Origin of the sequence: Ancylobacter sp., from assembly GCF_965279025.1 — a bacterium.
GTDB lineage: Bacteria > Pseudomonadota > Alphaproteobacteria > Rhizobiales > Xanthobacteraceae > Ancylobacter.
Genome location: NZ_OZ257132.1, coordinates 1,300,124 through 1,320,276, shown reverse-complemented (window position 1 = coordinate 1,320,276; position 20,153 = coordinate 1,300,124). Strand labels below are relative to the sequence as shown.

At 68.1% G+C, this 20,153-nt stretch carries 21 protein-coding genes; 7 read left to right on the top strand and 14 right to left on the bottom strand.

Annotated features, from left to right (window positions below; translation table 11 throughout):
- Position 1 precedes the first annotated feature (1 nt).
- The gene (locus ACQY76_RS06160; protein WP_428032015.1) at positions 2 to 829 is read left to right on the top strand and encodes an ABC transporter permease; all 828 of its coding nucleotides are present in this window, start codon (positions 2 to 4) and stop codon (positions 827 to 829) included.
- Between the two features lie 28 nt (positions 830 to 857).
- Here ACQY76_RS06160 and ACQY76_RS06155 read toward each other — a convergent pair whose 3' ends face one another.
- From ACQY76_RS06155 to ACQY76_RS06125, 7 genes are all read right to left on the bottom strand, one after another.
- Positions 858 to 2,153 carry an NAD(P)/FAD-dependent oxidoreductase gene (locus ACQY76_RS06155; RefSeq protein WP_428032014.1) on the bottom strand — a complete coding sequence of 432 codons (1,296 nt, stop codon included), beginning with the start codon at positions 2,151 to 2,153 and terminating at the stop codon, positions 858 to 860.
- A 30-nt stretch (positions 2,154 to 2,183) separates the two neighbouring features.
- Complete coding sequence (locus ACQY76_RS06150; protein ID WP_428032947.1) at positions 2,184 to 3,515, bottom strand: NAD(P)/FAD-dependent oxidoreductase; 1,332 nt, start codon at positions 3,513 to 3,515, stop codon at positions 2,184 to 2,186.
- An 88-nt stretch (positions 3,516 to 3,603) separates the two neighbouring features.
- Positions 3,604 to 4,617, bottom strand: a complete 1,014-nt coding sequence (locus tag ACQY76_RS06145) for a proline racemase family protein (RefSeq protein WP_428032013.1) — start codon at positions 4,615 to 4,617, stop codon at positions 3,604 to 3,606.
- Between the two features lie 19 nt (positions 4,618 to 4,636).
- Positions 4,637 to 5,431, bottom strand: a complete 795-nt coding sequence (locus ACQY76_RS06140) for an ABC transporter permease (protein ID WP_428032012.1) — start codon at positions 5,429 to 5,431, stop codon at positions 4,637 to 4,639.
- Positions 5,428 to 6,291: an ABC transporter permease gene (locus tag ACQY76_RS06135; protein ID WP_428032011.1), complete on the bottom strand. Its 864-nt coding sequence runs from the start codon at positions 6,289 to 6,291 to the stop codon at positions 5,428 to 5,430. The genes ACQY76_RS06140 and ACQY76_RS06135 overlap by 4 nt, the downstream gene beginning before the upstream one ends.
- Positions 6,288 to 7,424 (bottom strand): ABC transporter ATP-binding protein, encoded by a 1,137-nt coding sequence (locus ACQY76_RS06130; protein WP_428032010.1) that lies wholly within the window; start codon positions 7,422 to 7,424, stop codon positions 6,288 to 6,290. Before ACQY76_RS06130 ends, ACQY76_RS06135 begins: the two co-directional genes overlap by 4 nt.
- A 130-nt stretch (positions 7,425 to 7,554) precedes the next feature.
- Entirely contained in the window at positions 7,555 to 8,595 is a 1,041-nt protein-coding gene (locus ACQY76_RS06125) for an ABC transporter substrate-binding protein (protein ID WP_428032009.1), read from the bottom strand.
- Positions 8,596 to 8,682: 87 nt separating this feature from the next.
- On the opposite strand from ACQY76_RS06125, the gene ACQY76_RS06120 reads away from it, so the two are divergent.
- Positions 8,683 to 9,738, top strand: coding sequence for a GlxA family transcriptional regulator (locus ACQY76_RS06120; protein ID WP_428032008.1), 1,056 nt, complete (start codon positions 8,683 to 8,685; stop codon positions 9,736 to 9,738).
- Positions 9,739 to 10,223: 485 nt separating this feature from the next.
- Positions 10,224 to 10,400 carry a hypothetical protein gene (locus ACQY76_RS06115; RefSeq protein WP_428032007.1) on the top strand — a complete coding sequence of 59 codons (177 nt, stop codon included), beginning with the start codon at positions 10,224 to 10,226 and terminating at the stop codon, positions 10,398 to 10,400.
- Positions 10,401 to 10,434: 34 nt separating this feature from the next.
- Here ACQY76_RS06115 and ACQY76_RS06110 read toward each other — a convergent pair whose 3' ends face one another.
- From ACQY76_RS06110 to ACQY76_RS06100, 3 genes are all read right to left on the bottom strand, one after another.
- Positions 10,435 to 10,713: a hypothetical protein gene (locus tag ACQY76_RS06110; protein WP_428032006.1), complete on the bottom strand. Its 279-nt coding sequence runs from the start codon at positions 10,711 to 10,713 to the stop codon at positions 10,435 to 10,437.
- A gap of 304 nt (positions 10,714 to 11,017) precedes the next feature.
- Positions 11,018 to 12,391 carry an NAD(P)/FAD-dependent oxidoreductase gene (locus ACQY76_RS06105; protein ID WP_428032005.1) on the bottom strand — a complete coding sequence of 458 codons (1,374 nt, stop codon included), beginning with the start codon at positions 12,389 to 12,391 and terminating at the stop codon, positions 11,018 to 11,020.
- 224 nt (positions 12,392 to 12,615) lie between these two features.
- Positions 12,616 to 13,113 carry a ferritin-like domain-containing protein gene (locus ACQY76_RS06100; RefSeq protein ID WP_428032004.1) on the bottom strand — a complete coding sequence of 166 codons (498 nt, stop codon included), beginning with the start codon at positions 13,111 to 13,113 and terminating at the stop codon, positions 12,616 to 12,618.
- Positions 13,114 to 13,339: 226 nt separating this feature from the next.
- On the opposite strand from ACQY76_RS06100, the gene ACQY76_RS06095 reads away from it, so the two are divergent.
- Positions 13,340 to 14,398, top strand: coding sequence for a DNA topoisomerase IB (locus ACQY76_RS06095; RefSeq protein WP_428032003.1), 1,059 nt, complete (start codon positions 13,340 to 13,342; stop codon positions 14,396 to 14,398).
- An 89-nt stretch (positions 14,399 to 14,487) separates the two neighbouring features.
- Positions 14,488 to 14,889, top strand: coding sequence for a DUF2177 family protein (locus tag ACQY76_RS06090; RefSeq protein WP_428032002.1), 402 nt, complete (start codon positions 14,488 to 14,490; stop codon positions 14,887 to 14,889).
- A 6-nt stretch (positions 14,890 to 14,895) separates the two neighbouring features.
- Here the strand turns inward: ACQY76_RS06090 and ACQY76_RS06085 are convergent, their stop codons facing one another.
- The 4 genes from ACQY76_RS06085 to ACQY76_RS06070 are packed head-to-tail and all read right to left on the bottom strand — an operon-like array spanning position 14,896 to position 17,821.
- Positions 14,896 to 15,696, bottom strand: coding sequence for a DUF1295 domain-containing protein (locus tag ACQY76_RS06085; protein WP_428032001.1), 801 nt, complete (start codon positions 15,694 to 15,696; stop codon positions 14,896 to 14,898).
- Complete coding sequence (locus tag ACQY76_RS06080) at positions 15,693 to 16,580, bottom strand: alpha/beta hydrolase (protein WP_428032000.1); 888 nt, start codon at positions 16,578 to 16,580, stop codon at positions 15,693 to 15,695. Before ACQY76_RS06080 ends, ACQY76_RS06085 begins: the two co-directional genes overlap by 4 nt.
- Before the next feature lie 6 nt (positions 16,581 to 16,586).
- Positions 16,587 to 17,246 carry a ChrR family anti-sigma-E factor gene (locus tag ACQY76_RS06075; RefSeq protein WP_428031999.1) on the bottom strand — a complete coding sequence of 220 codons (660 nt, stop codon included), beginning with the start codon at positions 17,244 to 17,246 and terminating at the stop codon, positions 16,587 to 16,589.
- Positions 17,243 to 17,821 carry a sigma-70 family RNA polymerase sigma factor gene (locus tag ACQY76_RS06070; RefSeq protein WP_428031998.1) on the bottom strand — a complete coding sequence of 193 codons (579 nt, stop codon included), beginning with the start codon at positions 17,819 to 17,821 and terminating at the stop codon, positions 17,243 to 17,245. The genes ACQY76_RS06075 and ACQY76_RS06070 overlap by 4 nt, the downstream gene beginning before the upstream one ends.
- A gap of 197 nt (positions 17,822 to 18,018) precedes the next feature.
- Between ACQY76_RS06070 and ACQY76_RS06065 the strand changes: the two genes are divergently transcribed.
- Positions 18,019 to 19,365: an NAD(P)/FAD-dependent oxidoreductase gene (locus ACQY76_RS06065; protein ID WP_428031997.1), complete on the top strand. Its 1,347-nt coding sequence runs from the start codon at positions 18,019 to 18,021 to the stop codon at positions 19,363 to 19,365.
- Positions 19,362 to 20,144: a DUF1365 domain-containing protein gene (locus tag ACQY76_RS06060; RefSeq protein ID WP_428031996.1), complete on the top strand. Its 783-nt coding sequence runs from the start codon at positions 19,362 to 19,364 to the stop codon at positions 20,142 to 20,144. The genes ACQY76_RS06065 and ACQY76_RS06060 overlap by 4 nt, the downstream gene beginning before the upstream one ends.
- Positions 20,145 to 20,153 lie beyond the last annotated feature (9 nt).

The following is a 20,153-nucleotide window of genomic DNA, read 5'->3' as shown; positions in this document are numbered from 1 at the left end:
CATGCTGGCACCCTCTTATGCGACCCCGCGCGAAAAGCTCACCTACTTCTTCTTCGCGCTCTTCTGTGCGCTGGTGTTCCTGTTCCTGATCGGCCCGATACTGGTCATCATGCCGCTCTCCTTTTCGAGCGAGCCATGGTTCACTTACCCGCTGCCGGGTCTCAGCCTGCGCTGGTACGTGGACTTCTTCACCGACGAGCGCTGGCGCATCGCGCTGCAGAACAGCGCCATCGTCGCGGTCTTCTCCACGCTGATCGCCACCGGCCTCGGCACGCTCGCCGCGCTCGGCCTGTCGCGCGGCAACGTTCCGTTCGCCGGGCTGATCCTGTCGATCCTGATCTCGCCGATGATCGTGCCGGTGGTCATTGTGGCCGTTGCGATGTTCTTCGGCTTCGCCGCCGTCGGGCTCAACAACACCTATTTCGGGCTTGTTCTCGCCCACTCGATCCTCGGCACGCCGTTCGTCGTCATCACCGTCACCGCGACGCTCACCGGCTTCGACCGCTCGCTGACCCGTGCGGCGGCCTCGCTCGGCGCGTCGCCCTGGACGACGTTCCGCACCGTGACCCTTCCGCTGATCGCCCCGGGCGTGACCTCCGGCGCGCTGTTCGCCTTCGTCACCTCCTGGGACGAAGTGGTGGTGGCGTTGTTCCTTTCCAGCCCGGAGCAGCGGACCCTGCCGCGGCAGATGTTCTCGGGCATACGCGAGCAGATATCGCCGACCATCACCGCCGCCGCGACGCTTCTGGTGATCTTCGCGTCGCTGCTGATGCTGACGCTGGAACTGCTGCGGCGCCGCTCGGAACGCCTGCGCGCCGGCGGCGCCTGACCCCGGGGGCGCCTGACCGGCCGCGCGATCAGCGGCCGAACGTCTCGCGCAGCCGGTCCCATTTGAGCCGGGCCTTGACGGCCAGCGGCCACAGGGCATGGCCGAGAATGGGCGCGATGCGGGTGACCGGCAGATCGAGAACCTCCTGGCCGCCGCCGCTGGCGCGCCGGGCCAGCATCCGCCCCATGGCCGTGGCCATGGCGACGCCACGGCCATTATAGCCGAGGCCGATCAGCAGGCCCGGCTCCGGCTCGTGGAGATGCGGCAGGTGATCCCGGGTCACGGCGACCTGCCCGTTCCAGCGATGGGTCCATTCCACCGCCTTCAGCACCGGAAACAGCCGGGTCGCGTGGTCGACCAATGCGCGGAAATCGTCCGGCGCGCTGGCCGGACGCAGCACGCTGCGCCCGCCCATGACGAAGCGGCCAGCCTCGTCGAGGCGGTAATAGGCATAGGACGCCGACATCTCATAGAGCACGATGCCGCTCGGCATGATCGGCGCCGCCAGATCCGGTGGCAGCGGCTCGGTGGCCGTGATCGAGGAAAAGACCGGGATCACGCTGCGCCGCAGGCCCGGCCATAGATTGTCGCTGTAGCCATTGGTGGCGAGGATCACCTGCGCGGCGCTTATGCGGGCCTTGGGGGTCGACAGCTCCCATCCTCCCGCATGGCGCGCGAGACGGATCGCCGGCGTGTCGGTGAAGAGGCGGGCGCCGGCCGCCTGTGCCGCCCTGGCGAGACCGCGGCAATAGCCGAGCGGGTTGACCTGTCCACCACGCCGGTCATGCGCGCCCAGCGGGTAGGCGCCAGTGCCGGTGAGCGCGGCCATCTCCTTGCCCTCGGCAATCACCACGTCGGCGCCGCGTGCCGCCCATTGGCGCTGATAGGCACGCACGCCCTCGGCGGAACGTTCGGAAACGGCAGCGCGCAGCGTGCCGCCCCGCTTGGGCGCGCAGTCAATGCCGTGGCGGGCGATGAGGTCGAACACCAGAGCGGGCGCCTCATCGCCGAGCCGCACCATCCGCCCGCCGAGATCGGCGCCAAAGCCATGCTCCAGTTCCTCCGGCTCCCATTTCAGGCCGGGATTGACCTGCCCGCCATTGCGGCCCGATGCACCCCAGCCGATGGCGCTGGCCTCGACGACGACCGTGTCGACCCCGGCCTCGGCGAGATGCAGCGCGGCGGACAGGCCGGTGAAGCCGGCACCGACAATAACCACCTGCGCGCTGATGTCGTGGTCGAGCGCACCGGTTTCCGGGGCCGGCGCGGCGCTCGCGCGGTAGAGCGTGCGCGGCATGGGGCGGCGGGCGATGGTCTCGGCCATGGTGGTCTCCGCTTGAAGAAGGCTGAGGGCTCAGAGGCCGGCCATGGGGCGCGGGCGCAAGCCGTCGAAGAAGCGCGACAGGCGATAGGGGTGCGGGTCGGCGATGGGTTTGGCGCCGGTCACGAGATCGGCGACGAGATGGCCGGCGCCGGGACCGATGCCGAAGCCGTGCCCCGAGAAGCCGGTGGCGACAACGAGCCCCGTTATCGCGTCGACCGCCGAGATCACCGGCACCGCATCCGGCGTGGCGTCGATGAAGCCGGCCCAGCTCTGCACGATCCGCGCGTCCGCGAAGGCGGGGAAGCGCCGCTGCAAGGCTTCGAAGGCGTGCGCGAGGTAGCGGTTGTCCGGGGCGGGATCGAGCACGCGCACCGCCTCATAGACCGAAGGCTCGTCGAAGGGCCGGCGTGCTGCCTCCTGCCATTCGGTCGCGAAGCGCGGCCCGAGGCGCAGGCGCAGCGAGGCGAACTCCATTCGCAGGGCGGGGAGGAAATCCAGGGCGAAGCGGAAGCTGTCCGGCACGATCGGCACCACGTTCACATGGCCGTTGGCGAGGGTATAGCCGCCATCGTCCCGGCGCCGGAGGGCAAAATCATGGTCCCATAGTGCCGGTTCCGGGCCGCCGGGCACCGGGGAGGTGCGCAGCACGCTGGCACGCACCTTCAATTGCGGCAGGTCGATGCCGACATCGCTGAGGATGCGCCGCGTCCACGCCCCGCCGGCGACCACGACATTGGGCGTGGCGATGCGTCCGCGCTCGGTCATGGCGGCGATCACCCGTCCGCCGCCGGTCTCGACACCGCGCACCGCGCAATCGGTAAGGATGACGGCGCCACGACGCCTTGCCGCCTCGGCGATGGCAGGCGCCGCCTTTTGCGGTTCGGCGCGCCCGTCCGAGGCGCACCAGAGGGCGGCCGGCGGCGGCTTCGTGTCACCCGGCATGTGCCGGGATATGTCGGCGCGGGAGAGCATCTGCGCCTCAATGCCGGCGCCGGCGGCCTCCTTTACCCAATCGGCGAAGGAGGCCTCCTTCTTCGCGTCATTGGCGGCGAACAGGATGCCGGTGGTGGTGAAGCCGGTGGGGGCGCCGATATGCGCATCGAGGCCGCGCCAGAGCCTCAGCGCCTCGCGAATGAGGTCGAATTCACGCGGGTCACGCTTGGCCTGCCGGCACCAGCCCCAGTTCCGGCTGGATTGCTCGCCGGCAATGTGGCCCTTCTCGCACAGGACGACCTTCAGGCCGCGCTCGGCGAGATAGAGCGCGCTGGTGGTGCCGATGATGCCGCCGCCGACGATCACTACATCGGCGTTCGGCGGGCAGTGGGCGTCGGAGGAAACGGGTACGACCTGGGGTCCCATGATGGCCTGTTCACGCGTGGAAAGACGTCCGCTTGTTCATGCGACAAGCGGACGTCCCAGACCAGCAAAAGCAGTGCCAGAGACCGCCGTGTCAGGCGACGAGGAAGCCGGCGCCGACCGGGTCCTTGCGGTCGATCAGCCAGCGGGCGGTGCCGAGCAGGCCGGCGGTGCCCTTCACGGTCGGGCGCACGGCGCGCACGTCGTTGAGCCGGGTCTCGCCGATCAGCTCGCCCTCGAAAGTGCCGGTGCCGAGCAGGCCCTCGGAGGTGATGGGCTGGTGGAGGCCGATCACGCCGCGGGCCTCGAACATCGCCATCATTGCGCTGGTGCCGGTGCCGCCGGGGGAGCGGTCGAGTTGGCCGGCGCTGAACACGTGCACGTTCTTGTACAGCGCGCCCTGAATCGTCGGCTCATGCCAGAAGGTGACGAAGTTGAAATTGTTGATGTGGCCGGCGGTCGGGTGCTGGATCTTCACCTTCTCGCGGATGGCCTCGCGGGCGAGGATGCCGAGGCGGGAGAGCTCCGAGCCGTTCTCGGCGCCGATTTTCAGCGACGTGCCGCGTAGGTCGATGATGCCGAAATAGTTGCCGCCCCACACGATATCGGCCTTGAGCGGGCCGACGCCCGGCAGGTCGAACGCCACATCCTGCGCCGCGACATAGGCCGGCACGTTCTCGAAGCGCGTCCACAGCACCTCGTCGCCCTTCGTGGCGACCTCGGCCTGCACGAGGCCGGCGGTGGTTTCGAAGCGGATCTTGGTGATGCCGTCATCCGAGCGGCGCACGAAGCCATGGGCGACCATCGCCATCGCGACGGCGATCGTGCCGTGTCCGCACATGTGGGAGTACTGCGTGCCGTCGATATAGATCAGGCCCGCGTCGAAATCCGGCGAGGAAGGCGGGGTCAGGAACACGCCGAACATGTCGCGATGGCCGCGCGGCTCGCGCATCAGCGCTGTGCGCACCCAGTCGTAATTGGCCTCCAGGAAGGTCCGCTTCTCGAGGATGGAGGAGCCGGCCGGGTAGGGGATGCCGCTATGGATGATGCAGAGCGGCTCGCCCTCGGTGTGCGTGTAAATGACGTCGAAACTATCCTGCTTGCGCATCGCGAAGGCTCCGTTGGACTTAGGGCTGTTGGCGCTCGGACAACATGTCGAGGCCGATCAGCAGATCGAGAAGGATGATGACGAGCGCAGCCGCGACGATGGTGATCGCGGAGACTGCCGCGATGGTGGGATCGATCGTGTACTGCACGTAGTTGAACATCTTCACCGGGATGGTGTTGAGCGCCGACGTCGTGTTGAAGATCGACAGCTCGACATTGATCCAGGAGGAGATGAAGGCGAGGAGGCCGCCCGAGACGATGCCGCCGCGGATCTGCGGCAGAACGATCAGGAAGAAGGTCGCCACGGGCGTGGCACCGAGGTCCATCGACGCGTCTTCCAGCGCGCGCTGCTCCGGGGTGAGCAGAGGCAGCACCGAGCGCAGCACGAAGGGCATGACGATGACGACATGGCCGACGAGCAGTGCCTCGAAGGAGCGGGCGAGGCCGAAGGCGGTGCCGAACTGAAGCAGCGCCGCGCCGAGCACCACATAGGGAAGCACGAGCGGCGACATCAGCAGCGAGGAGACCGCCTCGCGCCCAGCGAACACATAGCGCGCCAGCGCAAGGCTCGCCGGCACCGCGAGCAGCACGGCCACCACCGTCGCGGCCAGCGCCAGCAGGGTCGAGGTGACGAAGGCCGACACGTAGGAGGGATCGTCGAACAGCACGCCGAACCATTTCAGCGTCAGCCCCTGCGGGGGAAAGGCGAGATAGCTGGTCTGGGTCAGCGAGGCCCCGATGATCACCACCAGCGGCAGCATCAGATAGGTCATCGCCGCCAGCGCGATGATCCGGATGAGGAGACGCGCGATCATGCCGCCCTCCTTCCCGTCTCGCCGATGCGGCCGGCAATGGTCACGAGGACCAGCGTCAGCACCAGCAGCGTGACGCTGAGAGCGGCACCGTAGTGGAAATCGAATACCGAGGAATATTGCTGGAAGATCAGCATCGAGAAGACGGTGATCTGGCCGCCCGACAGCAGGGCGGGCGTCACATAGGCGCTCACCGCCAGCGCGAACACCATGATGGCGCCGGAGATGGCGCCCGGCAGGCACAGCGGCAGGGTGACGAACCAGAAGGTGCGCGCCGGCCCGACGCCGAGATCGGCGGAAGCATCCTCATAGGCGGTGTCGATCTTGGCCAGCGCATTGCCGACCGACAGCACGACGAAGGGCATGAGGATGTAGACCATGCCGATCAGGATGCCGGTCTCGGTGCCGAGGAAGCGGATCGGCCGCTCGGTGAGGCCGAGCCCCATCAGCCCCTGATTGATGAGGCCGGTGCGCCCGAGCAGCACCATCCAGCCGAAGGAGCGCACGATGTTCGAGGTGAACAGCGGCACGATGATCAGGATCACGCATGCCCGCCGCCACGCCCGCCAGCGTACGATGCGCACGAGATACCAGGCGAGCGGAAAGCCGATCAGCAGGCAGAGCGCCGTCGTGGCGAGGGCGATGCGGAACGTCACCCACAGCACATCCCAGTGATACTGGTCGAGCAGGATCCGCGCATAATGGGCAGTGGTGAGGCCGCCATTGTCCGTCGTGATGCTGGAGAGCGCCACGACCACCATCGGCGCCAGGAAGAAGGCGGCGAAGAAGGCCAGCGGCGCGAACAGCAGCAGTGCCACGGCGGTGCGGGGACGGGTGGTGCGGGAAGCGGCCACGGGGCTCATTCCGCAATCAGGTGGAGCGCGGCCGGACGCAAGCCGAGGGTCACGGCGCTGCCCGGCGTGAGGTCGGCCCCCGACATGCCCAGGCGTGCCACCTTCAGCACCACCTCGCCGCAGCGGACGAACAGGGTCGTGGTGGGGCCTATGGCGAGCACTTCCTCGATCACGCCCGGAAAGGTGACAAGATCGGCGGCCGGCATTCCCTCGACAATGACGATGTCCTCGGGCCGCACCATGGCGCAGCGCATGGCCGCCGCTGCCGGCAGTTCGAAGCCGCCGATCGCGAGGCGCGCGCGCCCGGGTCCGGCCGGGGACAGCGGGAGGAGGTTGGGCTCGCCGACGAATTCGGCGACGAAGCGAGTAGTGGGCGCGCGGTAGATCGCGGCGGGGGTACCGGTTTGTTCGACGCGGCCGGCATTCATCACCACGATCCGGTCGGCCATCGCCATCGCTTCCTCCTGGTCGTGGGTGACGAAGACGAAGGCGATGCCGAGCTTTTCCTGAATGTGCTTGAGCTCGATCTGCATGCGCCGGCGCAGCTTCAGGTCGAGCGCGCTCAGCGGCTCGTCGAGCAGCAGCAGCTTGGGGCGGTTGACGATGGCGCGGGCGAGCGCCACCCGCTGCTGCTGGCCACCGGACAAGGCGCGCGGCAGGCGCCCGCCCATTTCCTCCAGCCCGACCAGCGCCAGCGCCTCGCGCGCCCGGTTCTGCGCCTCCGTGCGGCCGACGCCGGCGCGGCGGGGGCCGTAGGCGACATTGTCGGCGACGCTCATATGGGGGAACAGAGCGTAGCTCTGGAACACCGTGTTCAGCGGCCGGCGATAGGGCGGGGCGCGGGTGATGTCCTCGCCATCGATGAGGATCCGGCCCTCGTCCGGCGTCAGGAAGCCGGCGATGCAGCGCAGAAGCGTGGTCTTGCCGCAGCCGCTGGGACCCAGCAGGGCAATGAACTCGCCGGAATCGACCGTCAGATCGACGTCTCGCAGCGCGTGATGCGCGGCGAAACGCTTCGAGACGGCTTCGATGGTGAGAAGTGGCGGCACGGATCGTGTCCTGGCTGGAGAGGCGGACGGTGCAGGGCGAGGCCGCCCGTTTCGGGGCAGCAGATTACGCCAGAGCGTCCGCCGACCGGGCATGAAGCCGGATCGGGAGCGATGCCCGCGCTGGGTGGGCCGCGGGGTCCCTGCCTGGATCAACGCGATCCGGGCAGGGATGCGAGTGTCGCGAAGGCGGCGCGGGGAGGTGCGCGCCGCTACCCGCGCGCCGCTACTTGCGGGCGATCTCGCGGTTCCAGGTGTCGACCAGTTCGGCGCGCCGGGCGTTCACGTCCGTCCAGTTGAGCAGATAAAGGCTTTCGACCGAGCCCTTCTCGCCCCAGGGCAGCTTGCGCGCGGTCTCGGCGGAGACCGTGACGTCCTTCACCGAGGGCCCGAGGAACAGCTTATCGGCAAGGCACTGCGACGCCGCCGGGGTGAGCGCGGTGTCGATGAATTTCTGCGCCAGCTCCTTGCGCGGGGCGTTCTTGACGAGGTGCAGCCGGGCGTCGGTCGCCCATACGCCCTCCTTCGGCACGGTGAAGCCGATCGGCAGGCCCTTGGCGATAAGATCGAAGGCACCGACGTTGAAATGCGCGCCGATGGCGGCTTCGCCGCTCTGGAAGGCGTTGGAGGCGGCGCCCGAGGAATCGAAGAACAGCGCCGGCTTCAGCTCCTTGATCTTGGCGAAGACCGGGGCGAAATCGCCGGCCGGGGCATTCCAGATCTTGTGCAGGAAGAACAGGAAGGGCACGCCGGAGGAATTGGCCGGCGAGGGAATGGTGACCGCGTCGGCATATTCCGGCTTCCAGAGATCGTTCCAGGAGGTCGGCGCCTGCGGAATTTCCTTGGTGTTGTAGGTGAGGCCGAGCGAGTAATAGCCGGTGCCGACGGCGTAGATGCCGTTGGCGTTCGTGTAGATCGCCTGCGGCAGGGTGTTCGCCAGATTCGGCACGCCGCTCTCGGTGATCGGCTCGAGGACTCCGGCGGCTTCCGCCAGCTCGCTGACGCCGCCATCCATCCACGCGACGTCGATGGTGGGGGCATCCTTCTGCTGCTGCAGCTTCGAGAGGGTAACCGTGGAGGTGCCGACTTCCGGAACGACATTGATGCCGGTCGCCTTGGTGAAGGGATCGGCGACGCAGGCCTTGAAGGCGTCGCCCCAATTGCCGCCATACCAGGCGACATGCAGGGCGTCCTGCGCCGAGGCCGGCGCGATGGCGGCGGCCAGCGCGAGCGCCGATGCCGTAACAAGACCGGGTAAGCGTGCCATGTTGTTTTCTCCCCTCATGTGCAGGCAGTGGCCAGTGTCACCCCCTGACGCTGCGGCGGCTTGCAGGATCGGGTCAGAAACTTTGATATGGGCGACATGCTGCAGAAGCCATCCCCCGCTGCCGAGCCCGTGCCCGTAACGGCCGCGCCGCTTCAGGCGTCCCGCGCCTCGCCGCTGCGCGTCGGCTTCGTGCTGCTCGACCAGTTCACCCTGGCGGCCTTTGGCGGCCTGATCGACGCGCTGCGCCTTGCTGCCGACCATGGCGGGCGGAGCCGGCAGATCCACGCCTCGTGGAAGGTGATGAGCCTGGACGGCACCGCCCGCCGGGCCAGCTGTGGGGTGATGATCTCCGACAGCGCGCCGCTGCTCGACCCGGCGCAGTTCGATTACATCGCGGTGTGCGGCGGCAATGATTACCTCAACGAGCACCAGCCGCCGGCGCTGCTGGACTATCTGCGCCGGGCCGCAAGCCAGCGCGTGCGGCTCATCGGCGTGTGCACCGGCACCTTCGCCATCGCCCAGGCGGGGCTGGCGGAGAAACGCATGGTCTGCATCCACTGGAACGTGCTGGACGCCTTCCAGGCCCAGTTTCCAACGCTGAACGCGGTGACCGACAAGCTGTTTGTCGACGAGGGGGATCTGCTCTCCTGTGCCGGCTCCACCGCCGCCATCGACCTCGGCCTCTATCTCGTCACCCGCCATTGCGGAGCGGCCAAGGCCAACCAGGCTGTCCGTCACATGATGCTGCAGGGCATGCGGTCCTCCGCGCTGCCGCAGCCGCATTTCTTTGCCGACCTTGCCGGCATTGCCGATACGCGGGTGCATCAGGCGGTGCATTTCATGGAGCAGCGGCTCGACGATCCGCCCTCGATGGACGCCATCGCCCGCTATGTCGGCTGCTCCAGCCGGCAGCTGGAACGCGCCTTCAACGCGGCGCTGGGCGCTTCGCCCGCCGCTTTTCAGCGCCGACTGCGGAAGGATTATGCCTGCTGGATGCTGGAGAACAGCCCGCGCAGCATCACCGAGATCGCGTTCGATTGCGGCTTTTCGGATGCGGCGCATTTCTCGCGCGAGTTCCGCAGCGCCTTCGGACAGTCGCCGCGCCAGTACCGCGCCGCACGTCTTGCCGAGCGGGTCGGCTAGGGGGGCAATCAGAAGCCCATCGCCGCGCGGGTCGCTGGCGCCTTCCAGCCGGCCGTCGGACTGGCGGACGATGGCGCCGGCATGGAAGTCGGCTTCTATCATGTCACCCGGCCGTGGCTACATCGCTGCCAGAGGCAATCGGCTGGTAGCCGCAGACGCGTGACATGCCGATACCGTTCGTGCCGCTGCGGCATGGCGACCTCGCCGCATCATCTGACCAGCGAGGCGGGGCTGTACTCCCGCTACGCGCTGCCCGGGCAGGAAATGGCAGGTCTCCGTCACCACGCCGCGTTGGCTGCTGGTGCGCACCTGGGGCGCGAAAACCGTGACGCTGAAGCTGGAGGGCCGTTTCCCGCCGACGCTCATCGATGTCCTGCGCGCCGCCGGGCGCGAGGTGGAAACGGTGCCAGCGTTCGACACAATGATGGGCCATGCTCGTAGGCCGAGTTCTTGCGGTAGGCCGAGTTCTTGCGCGAGACATTGCGTTGCCGGCTATGTTCGGCACGGCATTCGGCCTTGATACGGCGGCGCGGGCCTTCCACCATGACGACAGTCTAGACGGGCGGATCAAGCGCGAGGTGATCACGGTCCAACGCACCGACGCCGCAGCCCGCCGCGTTGTCGACGTTCGCGAGACGATCGACTATCCGCCGTGCCGGTGACGCTTGGCGCGTCGACACGCCCCGCGCGCGGCGTTCAGATTTCCTGTTCACGCGTGCGGAAGCTCGGGAGCGCGCGCAGCGCGAAGGAGGTGAGGTGCTCGGGATTGCGGAGCCCGGATTTCGCGCCTTCCAGGATGGCGCAGGCCAGAAGGCTGCGGATGCCCTCGCCGATGACCAGCCGCTTCGAGACCAGCTCGCACGCATTGGCAAAGACGGTGTCCAGCAGCGTGACGTCTTCCGGCTCATAGGCCGCGCCGGCCAGCGCATCGTCAAGGGCGGCCGGGTCGATGTGCTGCAGAATGTGGGACGGCATGCGCCGGCCTCCCCTGGAGTTGAAAGAAAGAGAGGATGCTCCCGGATCGCCGTCACCGGGCGCTGCCGAACCGCCGACGACGCCAAGGACGTAACATGGAACCCGCCGCCGAGGGCCGGGTGCGGATACCTTCTGGCGCAGATTTGATACAAGGGCGGACGGTTGCGATGTCTACTGGGATCAACCTTCATGCCCCCGCTCTCGTGGTACAAGAACCTGTGATGCGGCGGCGTCGGTGGAATATTCGGATCGTCGGCACAGGCGTTGAACTGTCCTACCGCGCGAAAATGTGCCGGTTACTCTCTTACGCCGGAGGCTTGGGTGGGCCGTCCGCCGGCTCGGGGCGGGGGGCCGTCTCGACTTCGCCGGTGATCAGCCGTGCGGCGCGCTGATAGGTGAGGTAATTCCATAGCCAGCTCATCGCCACGGCGATGCGGTTGCGGGCGCCTACCAGAAAATACACGTGCACAAGGCCCCAGAACATCCAGCCGAGGAAGCCCGCCAGTTCGAAGCGTCCCAGCTTCACCACCGCCGAGTTGCGCCCGATGGTGGCGAGGTCTCCGGCATGACGGTAGCGGAAGGCAGGCGGGGGCGTGCCCGCAAGGCGGGCCTCGATCACCGTGGCGACATGGCTGCCCATCTGCTTGGCGGCCGGAGCGATGCCCGGCACGGGGCGGCCATGGCTGTCGGAAACGGCGGCGGCGTCGCCGATGATGAAGATGTCGCGGTGCTGCGGCACGCTCAGATCCGCCTCGACCTGGCAGCGCCCGGCCCGGTCGGCGGCAGCGCCGAGCCATGACGCGGCGGGCGACGACCGCACGCCGGCCGCCCAGATCTTGGTGGAGGCGGGAATGTTCTCGCCGCCGGCCAGCCCAATATGGTCCGGCCCGATCTCGACCACGGGGCGCCCGGTGAGCACCTCCACGCCCATCTTCTCCAGCCGTCTGCGTGCATAGGCGGAAAGCCGTTCCGGCAGGGTCGGCAGCAGGCGGTCGCCCGCCTCGATCAACAGGATGCGGGAGGTCCGCGGGTCGACGCGCTTGAAGTCCGGTGCCAGCGCGTGACGCGCGACCTCGGCGACCGACCCGGCGAGTTCCACCCCGGTCGGCCCGCCGCCGATGATGGCGAAGGTGAGCAATCGCCTGCGGATTTCCGGATCGGCGGCAACCTCGGCGCGCTCGAACGCCAGAAGGATGCGCCGGCGCAGATGCGTGGCATCCTCGATGTCCTTCAGCCCCGGCGCATAGGGCGCCCACTCGTCATGCCCGAAATAGGAATGGGTGGCGCCCGTGGCGAGGACGAGAAAGTCAAAGGGGATGCGGCCTTCGCTGGTGACAAGGACGCGGTCGCCGAGGTCCACCCCTTGGGCCTGCGCCATGAGCATGGTGATATTGGACTGCCGGGAGAGAATGTGGCGGATCGGCCAGGCGATATCCGCCGGCGAGAGCGTGGCTGTGGCCACCTGATAAAGCAGCGGCTGGAAGCAATGATAATTGTGCCGGTCGATCAGCGTGATGTCGACGGGCGCGTCGGCAAGTCCGCGCGCGGCCTGCAGCCCGCCGAAACCGGCACCAACAATCACGACATGCGGACGCGCGGAAGGGGCGCTCTCGATGCTTTTTACCTGGCCGCGGGGACCCGTCTCCGTGTCATCCGCGCCAGCGTCGTGTGGAGCCATGGCAACCTTGTTCCATCGATGGCGTCTGCCCTGCCGCACTGCGGCGCGACGTTATCGATGCACCCGCACCAGGCCCGGTGCAACCCTGTGCGATCGCCACTGCCAACGGCAACGGTGACGGCGCCGGCCGGATATAACCGGAGCCCCATCCGAGGGGCCACGTCGCGAGGGGATGTGCGGAGAAGCGAAAGGGCGCCAACCATCCGGTCGGCGCCCACATCGCCTCACGCAGCCTTGAGCGCCTTCTGGTTGGCGACCTGGTCGGCCAGCGCCGACAGGCTGTCATCGGTCATCGACTCTTCCTTGAGCGTCGCGTCCAGCAGCTTGACGGCGTCCTTCATGCCGAGCACCTGAGCCCAGCGCTTGAGCGTGCCGTAGCGGGCGATCTCATAATGCTCGACAGCCTGCGCAGCGGCGACGAGGCCGGCATCCAGCGCCGGCTGGCCCTTGAACTCCTCAAGGATCTCTTCGCCCTCTTCGAGGATGCCCTCGATGGCGGCGCAGGTCTTGCCCTGCGGGCGCTTGCCGATCAGCTCGAATACCTGCTGGAGGCGCTCGATCTGGCCTTCGGTTTCGTCGCGATGCTTCTCGAACGCCGCCTTCAGCTCGGGCGACTGTGCGCCGCGCGCCATTTTCGGCAGCGCCTTCACGATCTTGCGCTCGGCGTAATAAATGTCCTTGAGGGTTTCGTGGAAGAGGGTTTCGAGAGTCTTTTCGGCCATGTCGGTCTCCTGGGGTGTGCGTTACTGCTTCGGGCCGACAACAGCGGGAACGCGTCTTCGTTCCCGCCAGGGATGCAAGACTATGGCAATACCACCGCTCTGCTTGGGGCCTTCTCGCACGATTCACTCCCTGAGCTTCCATGACTCGGCGAGGGGAACGCCGAGCGGGCGATGCCGTTGAGTCGAAGCGCCAACGAGGCGTCTGTTTTTGAGGTCTCAACCATCCATGGCCCCCCAAGCATCCGTCCGGCGCCTGGCGCGCCGGTTCGATCTGACCATCGCCTCGCCCGCCGATCTGCCCCTGCGCCGTCGCAAACGCGGACGCGGCTTCGGCTATGAGATGGCGGACGGCACGCCGATCGTCGATCCCGAAACGCTTAGCCGGCTGCGCAGCCTCGCCGTGCCGCCCGCTTATGCGAAGGTGCGCTTCGCTGCCGATCCGCGCGCGCATCTCCAGGCGGTCGGCGAGGATGCCGCCGGGCGCGTGCAATACCGCTACCACCCCGACTGGACCCTGGTGCGCGAGACGCTGAAGGCGCAGCGGCTTTCGGGTCTCTCCCAGGCCCTGCCCGCCATTCAGCGCGCCGTGCGGCGCGGGCTACGCCGGCCGGCTTCCGACCGCGGCTTCGCCCTCGCCGCCGTGGTGCAGCTGGTGACACTCACGGCCATTCGTGCGGGGAGCGAGCAATATGCGCAGGATCACGGCACGCGCGGCGCCACCACCCTGCTGAAATCGCATCTGACGATCGACGGGGACACGGTAACGCTCGCCTTCACCGGCAAGGGCGGCAAGGCCATTCGCAAACAGGCGAAGGACAAGGCGCTGGCGGAAGCCCTGACGCGGCTGAAGGCGTTGCCGGGCGCGCGGCTGTTCAAATATCGCGGTGACGACGGCGCGCTCCATCCGGTGCGGGCCGGCGACGTGAACGTCTTTCTCAAGGAGGTGAGCGGCCACGACATCTCGCTGAAGGATTTCCGCACGTTGACCGCCTCGCTCGGCGTGCTGGACCAACTCGGCCGCATGGTGCCGGAGGGGAGCGAGCGCGCCCGGCGCCGGCAGATCCGCGAGGCCATCGCCCCGCTCGCCGACGAACTCGCCAACACCCTTACCGTGTGCCGCACCAGCTATGTGCATGACAGCGTGATCGCCGCCTTCGAGGCCGGCCGGCTGGCGAAAGCCGCGCAGCCGGCCCGCTCGCCGACCGCCCGCATGCAGCTTCTGGCGCGTCTGCTGCGCAGCAAGAATTGCCGCCCGGCCCGGGAGCAAAGCGCGCCGACCGGCTGAGCGGGCAGGACGGCGGGCCCCGGATTGATCCGCCGGCGAAACCAGCCCGTACCTGAAGAAAGATCGACGGGTCGTTTCAGGGGCACACCATGCAGTTCATCGTCGCTTACGCATCAACAGGGTTGGTCTTCCTCGCGCTCGATGCCGTCTGGCTGGGCTTCATGTCGAGCCGGGTCTACCGGCCGTTGATCGGCGACCTGATGGCCGAACAGCCGAACTGGCCGCCGGCCGTGCTGTTCTACCTGCTCTATATTGTCGGCGTGGTGGTGTTCGCGGTGCAGCCGGCTCTGGCCTCGGGCCGGTGGACCACGGCGCTGGCGCTGGGCGCCTTTCTCGGCCTGATCGCCTATGGCACCTATGATCTTACCAACCATGCGACGCTGCGCAACTGGCCGGCGGCGATGACGGCGATCGACCTTGCCTGGGGCACGCTGCTCACCGGCGTTGCCGCGACCATCGGCATGCTGATCACCCGCGCCTTTACCGACTGAGACGGCTCAGTCGCGCGGCGGCCCCGGCCAGAAGGCGTTGACCCGGCGCTGATAATCGCGGAACGCCGCACCGCGCGAGCGCAGCATGTGCGCTTCGTTTGGCGGAATGCCGGAGGCATGGACCAGCAGCACATACATCAGCGCCGGAGCGACCAATGCCGCGAAGCCCCAGCCATAGCCGCCCGACAGCGTGATGGCGATAACCGGATAGGCCACCCAGCCGAGCCACTCGAAAAAGTAATTGGGGTGGCGCGTCAGGCCCCACAGGCCGGCGTCGCAGACTTTTCCGCGGTTGGCGCTGTCGGCGCGGAAATGCGCGAGCTGCCGGTCGGCCAATCCCGCGCCGACGAGGGCGGCGATGAACAGCAGGGCGCCGAGCCAATCCCCCACCTGCCAGAAGGTGCCGGGCTTGTGCGCGGCCGCCGCGACCGCCACCGCCAGCGCCAGCCCGGCCAGCGCCTGCGTCTGCAGGAACAGGAAAAGACGACGCGACGCCGACGTGCCCCATTGCCGGCGCAGATCAGCGTAGCGCGGGTCGTCATGGCCTTGCAGCGTCCGCTGCAGGATGTGGGAGCCGAGGCGCAGCGACCATACGCCCACGAGTGCCGCGACGAGCAACTGCCGTGGCAGCCAGCCTGTCCGCCCGAGCGGCATCAGCGCGGCGGCGACGCCGGCCAGCCCGGTGGCGAAGGACCACACCGTGTCCACCCAGCCATGATTGCCGGTGCGCTCCGCCGCCCACCAGGCCCCGGCCATGGCAAGCGACAAGCCGAGGGCCAGCAGAGCGAAGGGCCAGAGCGCGGTCACCGGGCATTCCCGGGTGGGGGCGCCCCATGCATGGTGACGCGGTCGAGGAAGCCGCTCACATCGTCCAGCACCGGGGCGACGAGGCGCAGCGGGCGCGAAAACGCCCCGAGGATCAGGCGGTGGTCCGCCTTCTTGTAGACAATGAGGGTCGCCTCGCCGCCCTTCTGGCGGATGCGGGCGGCAAGTCGGGCGCTGTTGGCCGGGTCGACCGTGGTGTCGTTGGCGCCCGTGGCGAGAAAGGCCGGGGGCTCCTCGCCGGTGACGACGTTGATCGGCTGGCTGGATCCGCGTCCCGGTTCGGGGAAGATCTTCTTCAGCTTTGCGCTGCCCAGGGGGAGGAAATCATAGGGGCCGGCAAGGCCGACAACGCCGGCAAGGTCGCGCCGGGGAACCATCTTCACCGTGGCGAGCCATTGATCGTCGAAGGCCAGCAAGGTGGCGATCTGGGCGCCGGCGGAATGACCGATGAGCACAAGCCGCGAAGGGTCGCCCCCGAATTCGGCGGCGTGGTCCCGTGCCCAGCGCACCGCCCGCGCGCCGTCCTCGACAAAGGCCGGGAAGCGCACCTCGGGATAAAGCCGGTAGTCGGGAATGATCGTGACGAAGCCCCGGCTGGCCAGCGCGGCGCCGACGAAGCGGTACATGGCGCGCTCGCCCGCCTCCCAGCCGCCGCCATAGAAGAACACTACGACCGGCCGGCCCTGCCCCTGCCCCGAGGGCGCATATACGTCGAGGCGGTGGCGCGGGCCGTCGGCATAGGAGAGGTTTTCCGTGACCTGGACAGCCTCCAGCCGCGCCAGCGCGTTCAGCGCCGCCACGGGCCCTTCGGCCGCCGTGGCGGCGCCCACGTTCAGGAGAGACAGGGCGAGGAGAGCCGCGCGCATGGCGGCCTAGAGCCGCACGAAGGGTTGCACCAGCCGGCCGAAGAAGCCGCTCAGCCTCATGCTGCCTTCCAGCGCTGCGAGGCAATAGCACTCGCCATCGCTGTCGACGATCGGCTGGTGCTCGATTTCATGATCCATCTCGCTGAGGTCACCCGGCCCATAGCGACCGAAATCATCGGAGAACGAGCCGGAGATCACCTGGGTGAATTCGGTGCCGTAATGGCCATGCTCGGGCAATTTACGCCCCGCGCCGACGCGAAGCAGTGTCAGCCGGGCCTGCGGGTCCTCCGGCAGCTTCACCGCACGTGCCCGCACCCCCAGACCGATCCAGCGCCAGGGGCCGAGCTCGCAATCGCGCAACGGCGCGGGAAGCGGGATGCCCCCGGGCAGGATCGCCGGCGCAGGGGCGCGGTCGGCTCGCACCGGCCGCGCGGCCGGTTCGGCGTCGATGGCGCGCATCGCCGCGGCGAAGGCGTCCGGCGCCATGGGAACCGGCTCCATCGATTCCACCAGCGCGCCGCCGACGGCCTCGAATTCGGCCAGGCGTTCGCGGCAGGCGGGGCAGGTGGCGAGATGCACCGCGACAATGCGGCCCGGCCCCGCCGGCAACTGCCCGGCGGCATGGCGCATCAGCGTTTCATCGGTCGCATGATGACGGATCGTCATGATTGGCTTTCCAGCAGCACGCGCAGCCGCCCGAGGGCGAGGCGCACGCGCGATTTCACAGTGCCGAGCGGCAGGCCCAGCTCGCGGGCGATTTCCGAATGGGCCTTCTCGCTGAAGAAGGAGAGGCGCAGGACGGTGGCCTGCTCGTCGGACAATGTCTTGAGCGCCTCGCGCACCCGCCTCTCACGTTCCGCCGTCAGCAGCAGGGCCTCGCCCGAGGGCGCGGTCTCGCTCTCCTCCGGCTCGTCATGCTCGGCGGCTGCGGCGACGCGGGCGCGGCGCAAATGGTCGATGCGCAGGTTTCTGGCGATGGTGAAGATCCACGTCGCCGCTCCCGCCCGGCTGGGATCGAAATAGGACGCCTTCCGCCACACCGAGAGCATCACCTCCTGGACGATTTCCTCGGCGGCGTTGGCCGGCAGGCCGGACTTCCTGAGAAAGGCGTTCAGGCGGGGGGCGAAATAGCTGTAGAGCCGCGCATAGGCCTGCCGGTCGCGGTCGAGGGCGACCTTCTCGATCAGCCCGGCCAGCTCCGCGCCGTCGGGCACGGCCACTTCCTTCGTCAGACGCGTCAATACCGACCTCCGTCGCGGGGACGAAGCCGCCGTCTTCTCTCCGGATCGGGCATGTTCGAGCAGGGCATTCATGGGTCCTTCTACGCGCCGACCGCGCGGCCGGATCATCCCGCTCGAGGGGTGATCCATCGCGAGGCCGGCGACGTACACACTAGACAACCTTGCCCCGCCGCTCCACCGGCCCGGAGTGCCGCGCCATGAACATTCGTCAGGACTTCGTGCCCGGCTCCGCCCGGCGCATCGCTGTCGTCGGTGCCGGGATTTCGGGCCTCGCCGCCGCCTGGCTGCTGTCGAAGCGCCATGACGTTACTCTGTTCGAGGCCGAGAGCCGGTTGGGCGGGCATTCCAATACGGTGGAGGCGGACAGTGTCCCGGTGGATACCGGGTTCATCGTTTATAATGAGAAGACCTATCCCAACCTGACGGCCCTGTTCGCTCATCTCGACGTGGCGACACGGGCGTCCGAAATGTCCTTCGCGGTGTCGCTGGACGGCGGGCGGCTGGAATATTCAGGCTCGGGGCTGCGCGGGCTGTTCGCGCAGCCGCGCAACCTCGTCTCGCCCCGCTTCGCCTCCATGATGCGCGACCTTCTGCGTTTCTACCGCAACGCGCCGCGCGACCTTGCGGGGTTGGGACTGGAGAGCCTCGACAGCTATCTCGACGCGCATGGTTATGGGACGGCCTTCCGTTACGACCATCTCTACCCGATGGCGGCGGCGATCTGGTCGACCCCCGCCGCCGAGGTCGGGCGCTACCCGGTCGCGGCCTTCGTGCGGTTCTGCGACAATCATGGGCTCCTCCAACTCACCGATCGCCCGGTGTGGCGCACCGTCGTCGGCGGCAGCCACCGCTATGTGTCCGCGCTGCGTGAAGACTTCCGGGGCCGGGTCGTCGCGGGCGGCGCGATAGGCGCGGTGCGCCGGCATGCGTCCGGGGTGACGCTGCTCGACGCGGACGGCAATGAGCAGTCTTTCGACCACGTCATCCTCGCTACCCATGCCGACCAGGCGCTCGCCTTGCTGGAAGCGCCCAGCGTGGCCGAGCAGGACGTGCTCGGCGCCTTCGGCTACAGCCGCAACGAGGCGGTGCTGCACTCGGATGCGCGACTAATGCCCAGGCGCCGCGCCGCCTGGGCGGCGTGGAACTACCTTGCCGACCGACGCGCGGGCGAAAAACTATGCGTCACCTATTGGATGAACCGGCTGCAGGCGATTCCCGAGACGCACCCGCTTTTCGTGACGCTCAATCCTATCGAACCTCCCGCTGAGGCCTCGGTGTTCTACCGCGCCGTTTATGAGCACCCGTTGTTCGACGGCGGGGCGATGGCGGCGCAGAAGCGCCTCTGGTCGCTCCAGGGAGAGGGTGGAGTGTGGTTCTGCGGCGCCTATTTCGGCGCCGGCTTCCACGAGGATGGATTGCAGGCAGGCCTCGCCGTCGCCGAAGCCCTCGGGGGCATGCGCCGGCCGTGGAAGGTGGCGGACGAATCCGGCCGCATCGCGCTGCCGGAGGGCCACACGCCCATGACATACGAGCTGGCGTCATGAACGGAGCTTCCGCGCTCTATGCCGGCTCGGTGATGCATGTGCGGCTGAAGCCGCGGCGGCACCGGCTGTCCTATCGGCTGTTCTCGCTCCTGCTCGACCTTGACGACCTCGACGCGGTGGACGGCCGGCTGCGGCTGTTCTCGCGCAACCGCTTCAACGCGTTCAGCTTTTTCGAGCGCGACTATGCCGACCCGGCAGGCGGGCCGCTCAAGGCACAGGTGGAGCGCCTGCTCCATTCCGCCGGGTTGAAGCCCGATGGCGGCGCCATCCGGTTGCTGACCATGCCGCGCCTGTTCGGCTACGCGTTCAATCCGTTGAGCGTGTATTTCTGCCATCGGCGGGATGGGGTGCTGATCGCGCTGCTGTATGAGGTGAACAACACCTTCAGCCAGCGCCATTCCTACCTCATCCCGGTGGGTGCCGACGCGGGCGCGCCGCTGCGGCACACATCCGAGAAGCGGTTCTATGTGTCGCCCTTCATGGATATGGACCTGACCTATTCCTTCCGCGTCACCCCGCCCGGCGAGGAACTGCGCATCGCGATCCTCGCCAGCGACCCCGAAGGCCCGGTGCTGAGCGCGGTGCACACCGCCACGCGCCGACCGCTGACCGACCGTCAGCTGGCGCTGGCGTTGGTGCGCTACCCGTTGCTAACATTGAAGGTGATCGCGGGCATTCATTGGGAGGCGGTGAAGATCTGGATCAAGGGCATTGCCCTGCGTCCGCGCCCGAAGGCGCCTGATGCGCCCGTCACCATTTCGCCCTCGCATCGATCCTGAGGACAAAGC

Coding starts and splice junctions, on each gene's coding strand:
- ACQY76_RS06160 (WP_428032015.1), top strand. CDS start 2: ATGCTGGCACCCTCTTATGCGACCCCGCGCGAAAAGCTCACCTACTTC.
- ACQY76_RS06155 (WP_428032014.1), bottom strand. CDS start 2,153: ATGGCCGAGACCATCGCCCGCCGCCCCATGCCGCGCACGCTCTACCGC.
- ACQY76_RS06145 (WP_428032013.1), bottom strand. CDS start 4,617: ATGCGCAAGCAGGATAGTTTCGACGTCATTTACACGCACACCGAGGGC.
- ACQY76_RS06140 (WP_428032012.1), bottom strand. CDS start 5,431: ATGATCGCGCGTCTCCTCATCCGGATCATCGCGCTGGCGGCGATGACC.
- ACQY76_RS06135 (WP_428032011.1), bottom strand. CDS start 6,291: ATGAGCCCCGTGGCCGCTTCCCGCACCACCCGTCCCCGCACCGCCGTG.
- ACQY76_RS06130 (WP_428032010.1), bottom strand. CDS start 7,424: ATGCCCGGTCGGCGGACGCTCTGGCGTAATCTGCTGCCCCGAAACGGG.
- ACQY76_RS06125 (WP_428032009.1), bottom strand. CDS start 8,595: ATGGCACGCTTACCCGGTCTTGTTACGGCATCGGCGCTCGCGCTGGCC.
- ACQY76_RS06120 (WP_428032008.1), top strand. CDS start 8,683: ATGGGCGACATGCTGCAGAAGCCATCCCCCGCTGCCGAGCCCGTGCCC.
- ACQY76_RS06110 (WP_428032006.1), bottom strand. CDS start 10,713: ATGCCGTCCCACATTCTGCAGCACATCGACCCGGCCGCCCTTGACGAT.
- ACQY76_RS06105 (WP_428032005.1), bottom strand. CDS start 12,391: ATGGCTCCACACGACGCTGGCGCGGATGACACGGAGACGGGTCCCCGC.
- ACQY76_RS06100 (WP_428032004.1), bottom strand. CDS start 13,113: ATGGCCGAAAAGACTCTCGAAACCCTCTTCCACGAAACCCTCAAGGAC.
- ACQY76_RS06095 (WP_428032003.1), top strand. CDS start 13,340: ATGGCCCCCCAAGCATCCGTCCGGCGCCTGGCGCGCCGGTTCGATCTG.
- ACQY76_RS06090 (WP_428032002.1), top strand. CDS start 14,488: ATGCAGTTCATCGTCGCTTACGCATCAACAGGGTTGGTCTTCCTCGCG.
- ACQY76_RS06080 (WP_428032000.1), bottom strand. CDS start 16,580: ATGCGCGCGGCTCTCCTCGCCCTGTCTCTCCTGAACGTGGGCGCCGCC.
- ACQY76_RS06075 (WP_428031999.1), bottom strand. CDS start 17,246: ATGACGATCCGTCATCATGCGACCGATGAAACGCTGATGCGCCATGCC.
- ACQY76_RS06065 (WP_428031997.1), top strand. CDS start 18,019: ATGAACATTCGTCAGGACTTCGTGCCCGGCTCCGCCCGGCGCATCGCT.
- ACQY76_RS06060 (WP_428031996.1), top strand. CDS start 19,362: ATGAACGGAGCTTCCGCGCTCTATGCCGGCTCGGTGATGCATGTGCGG.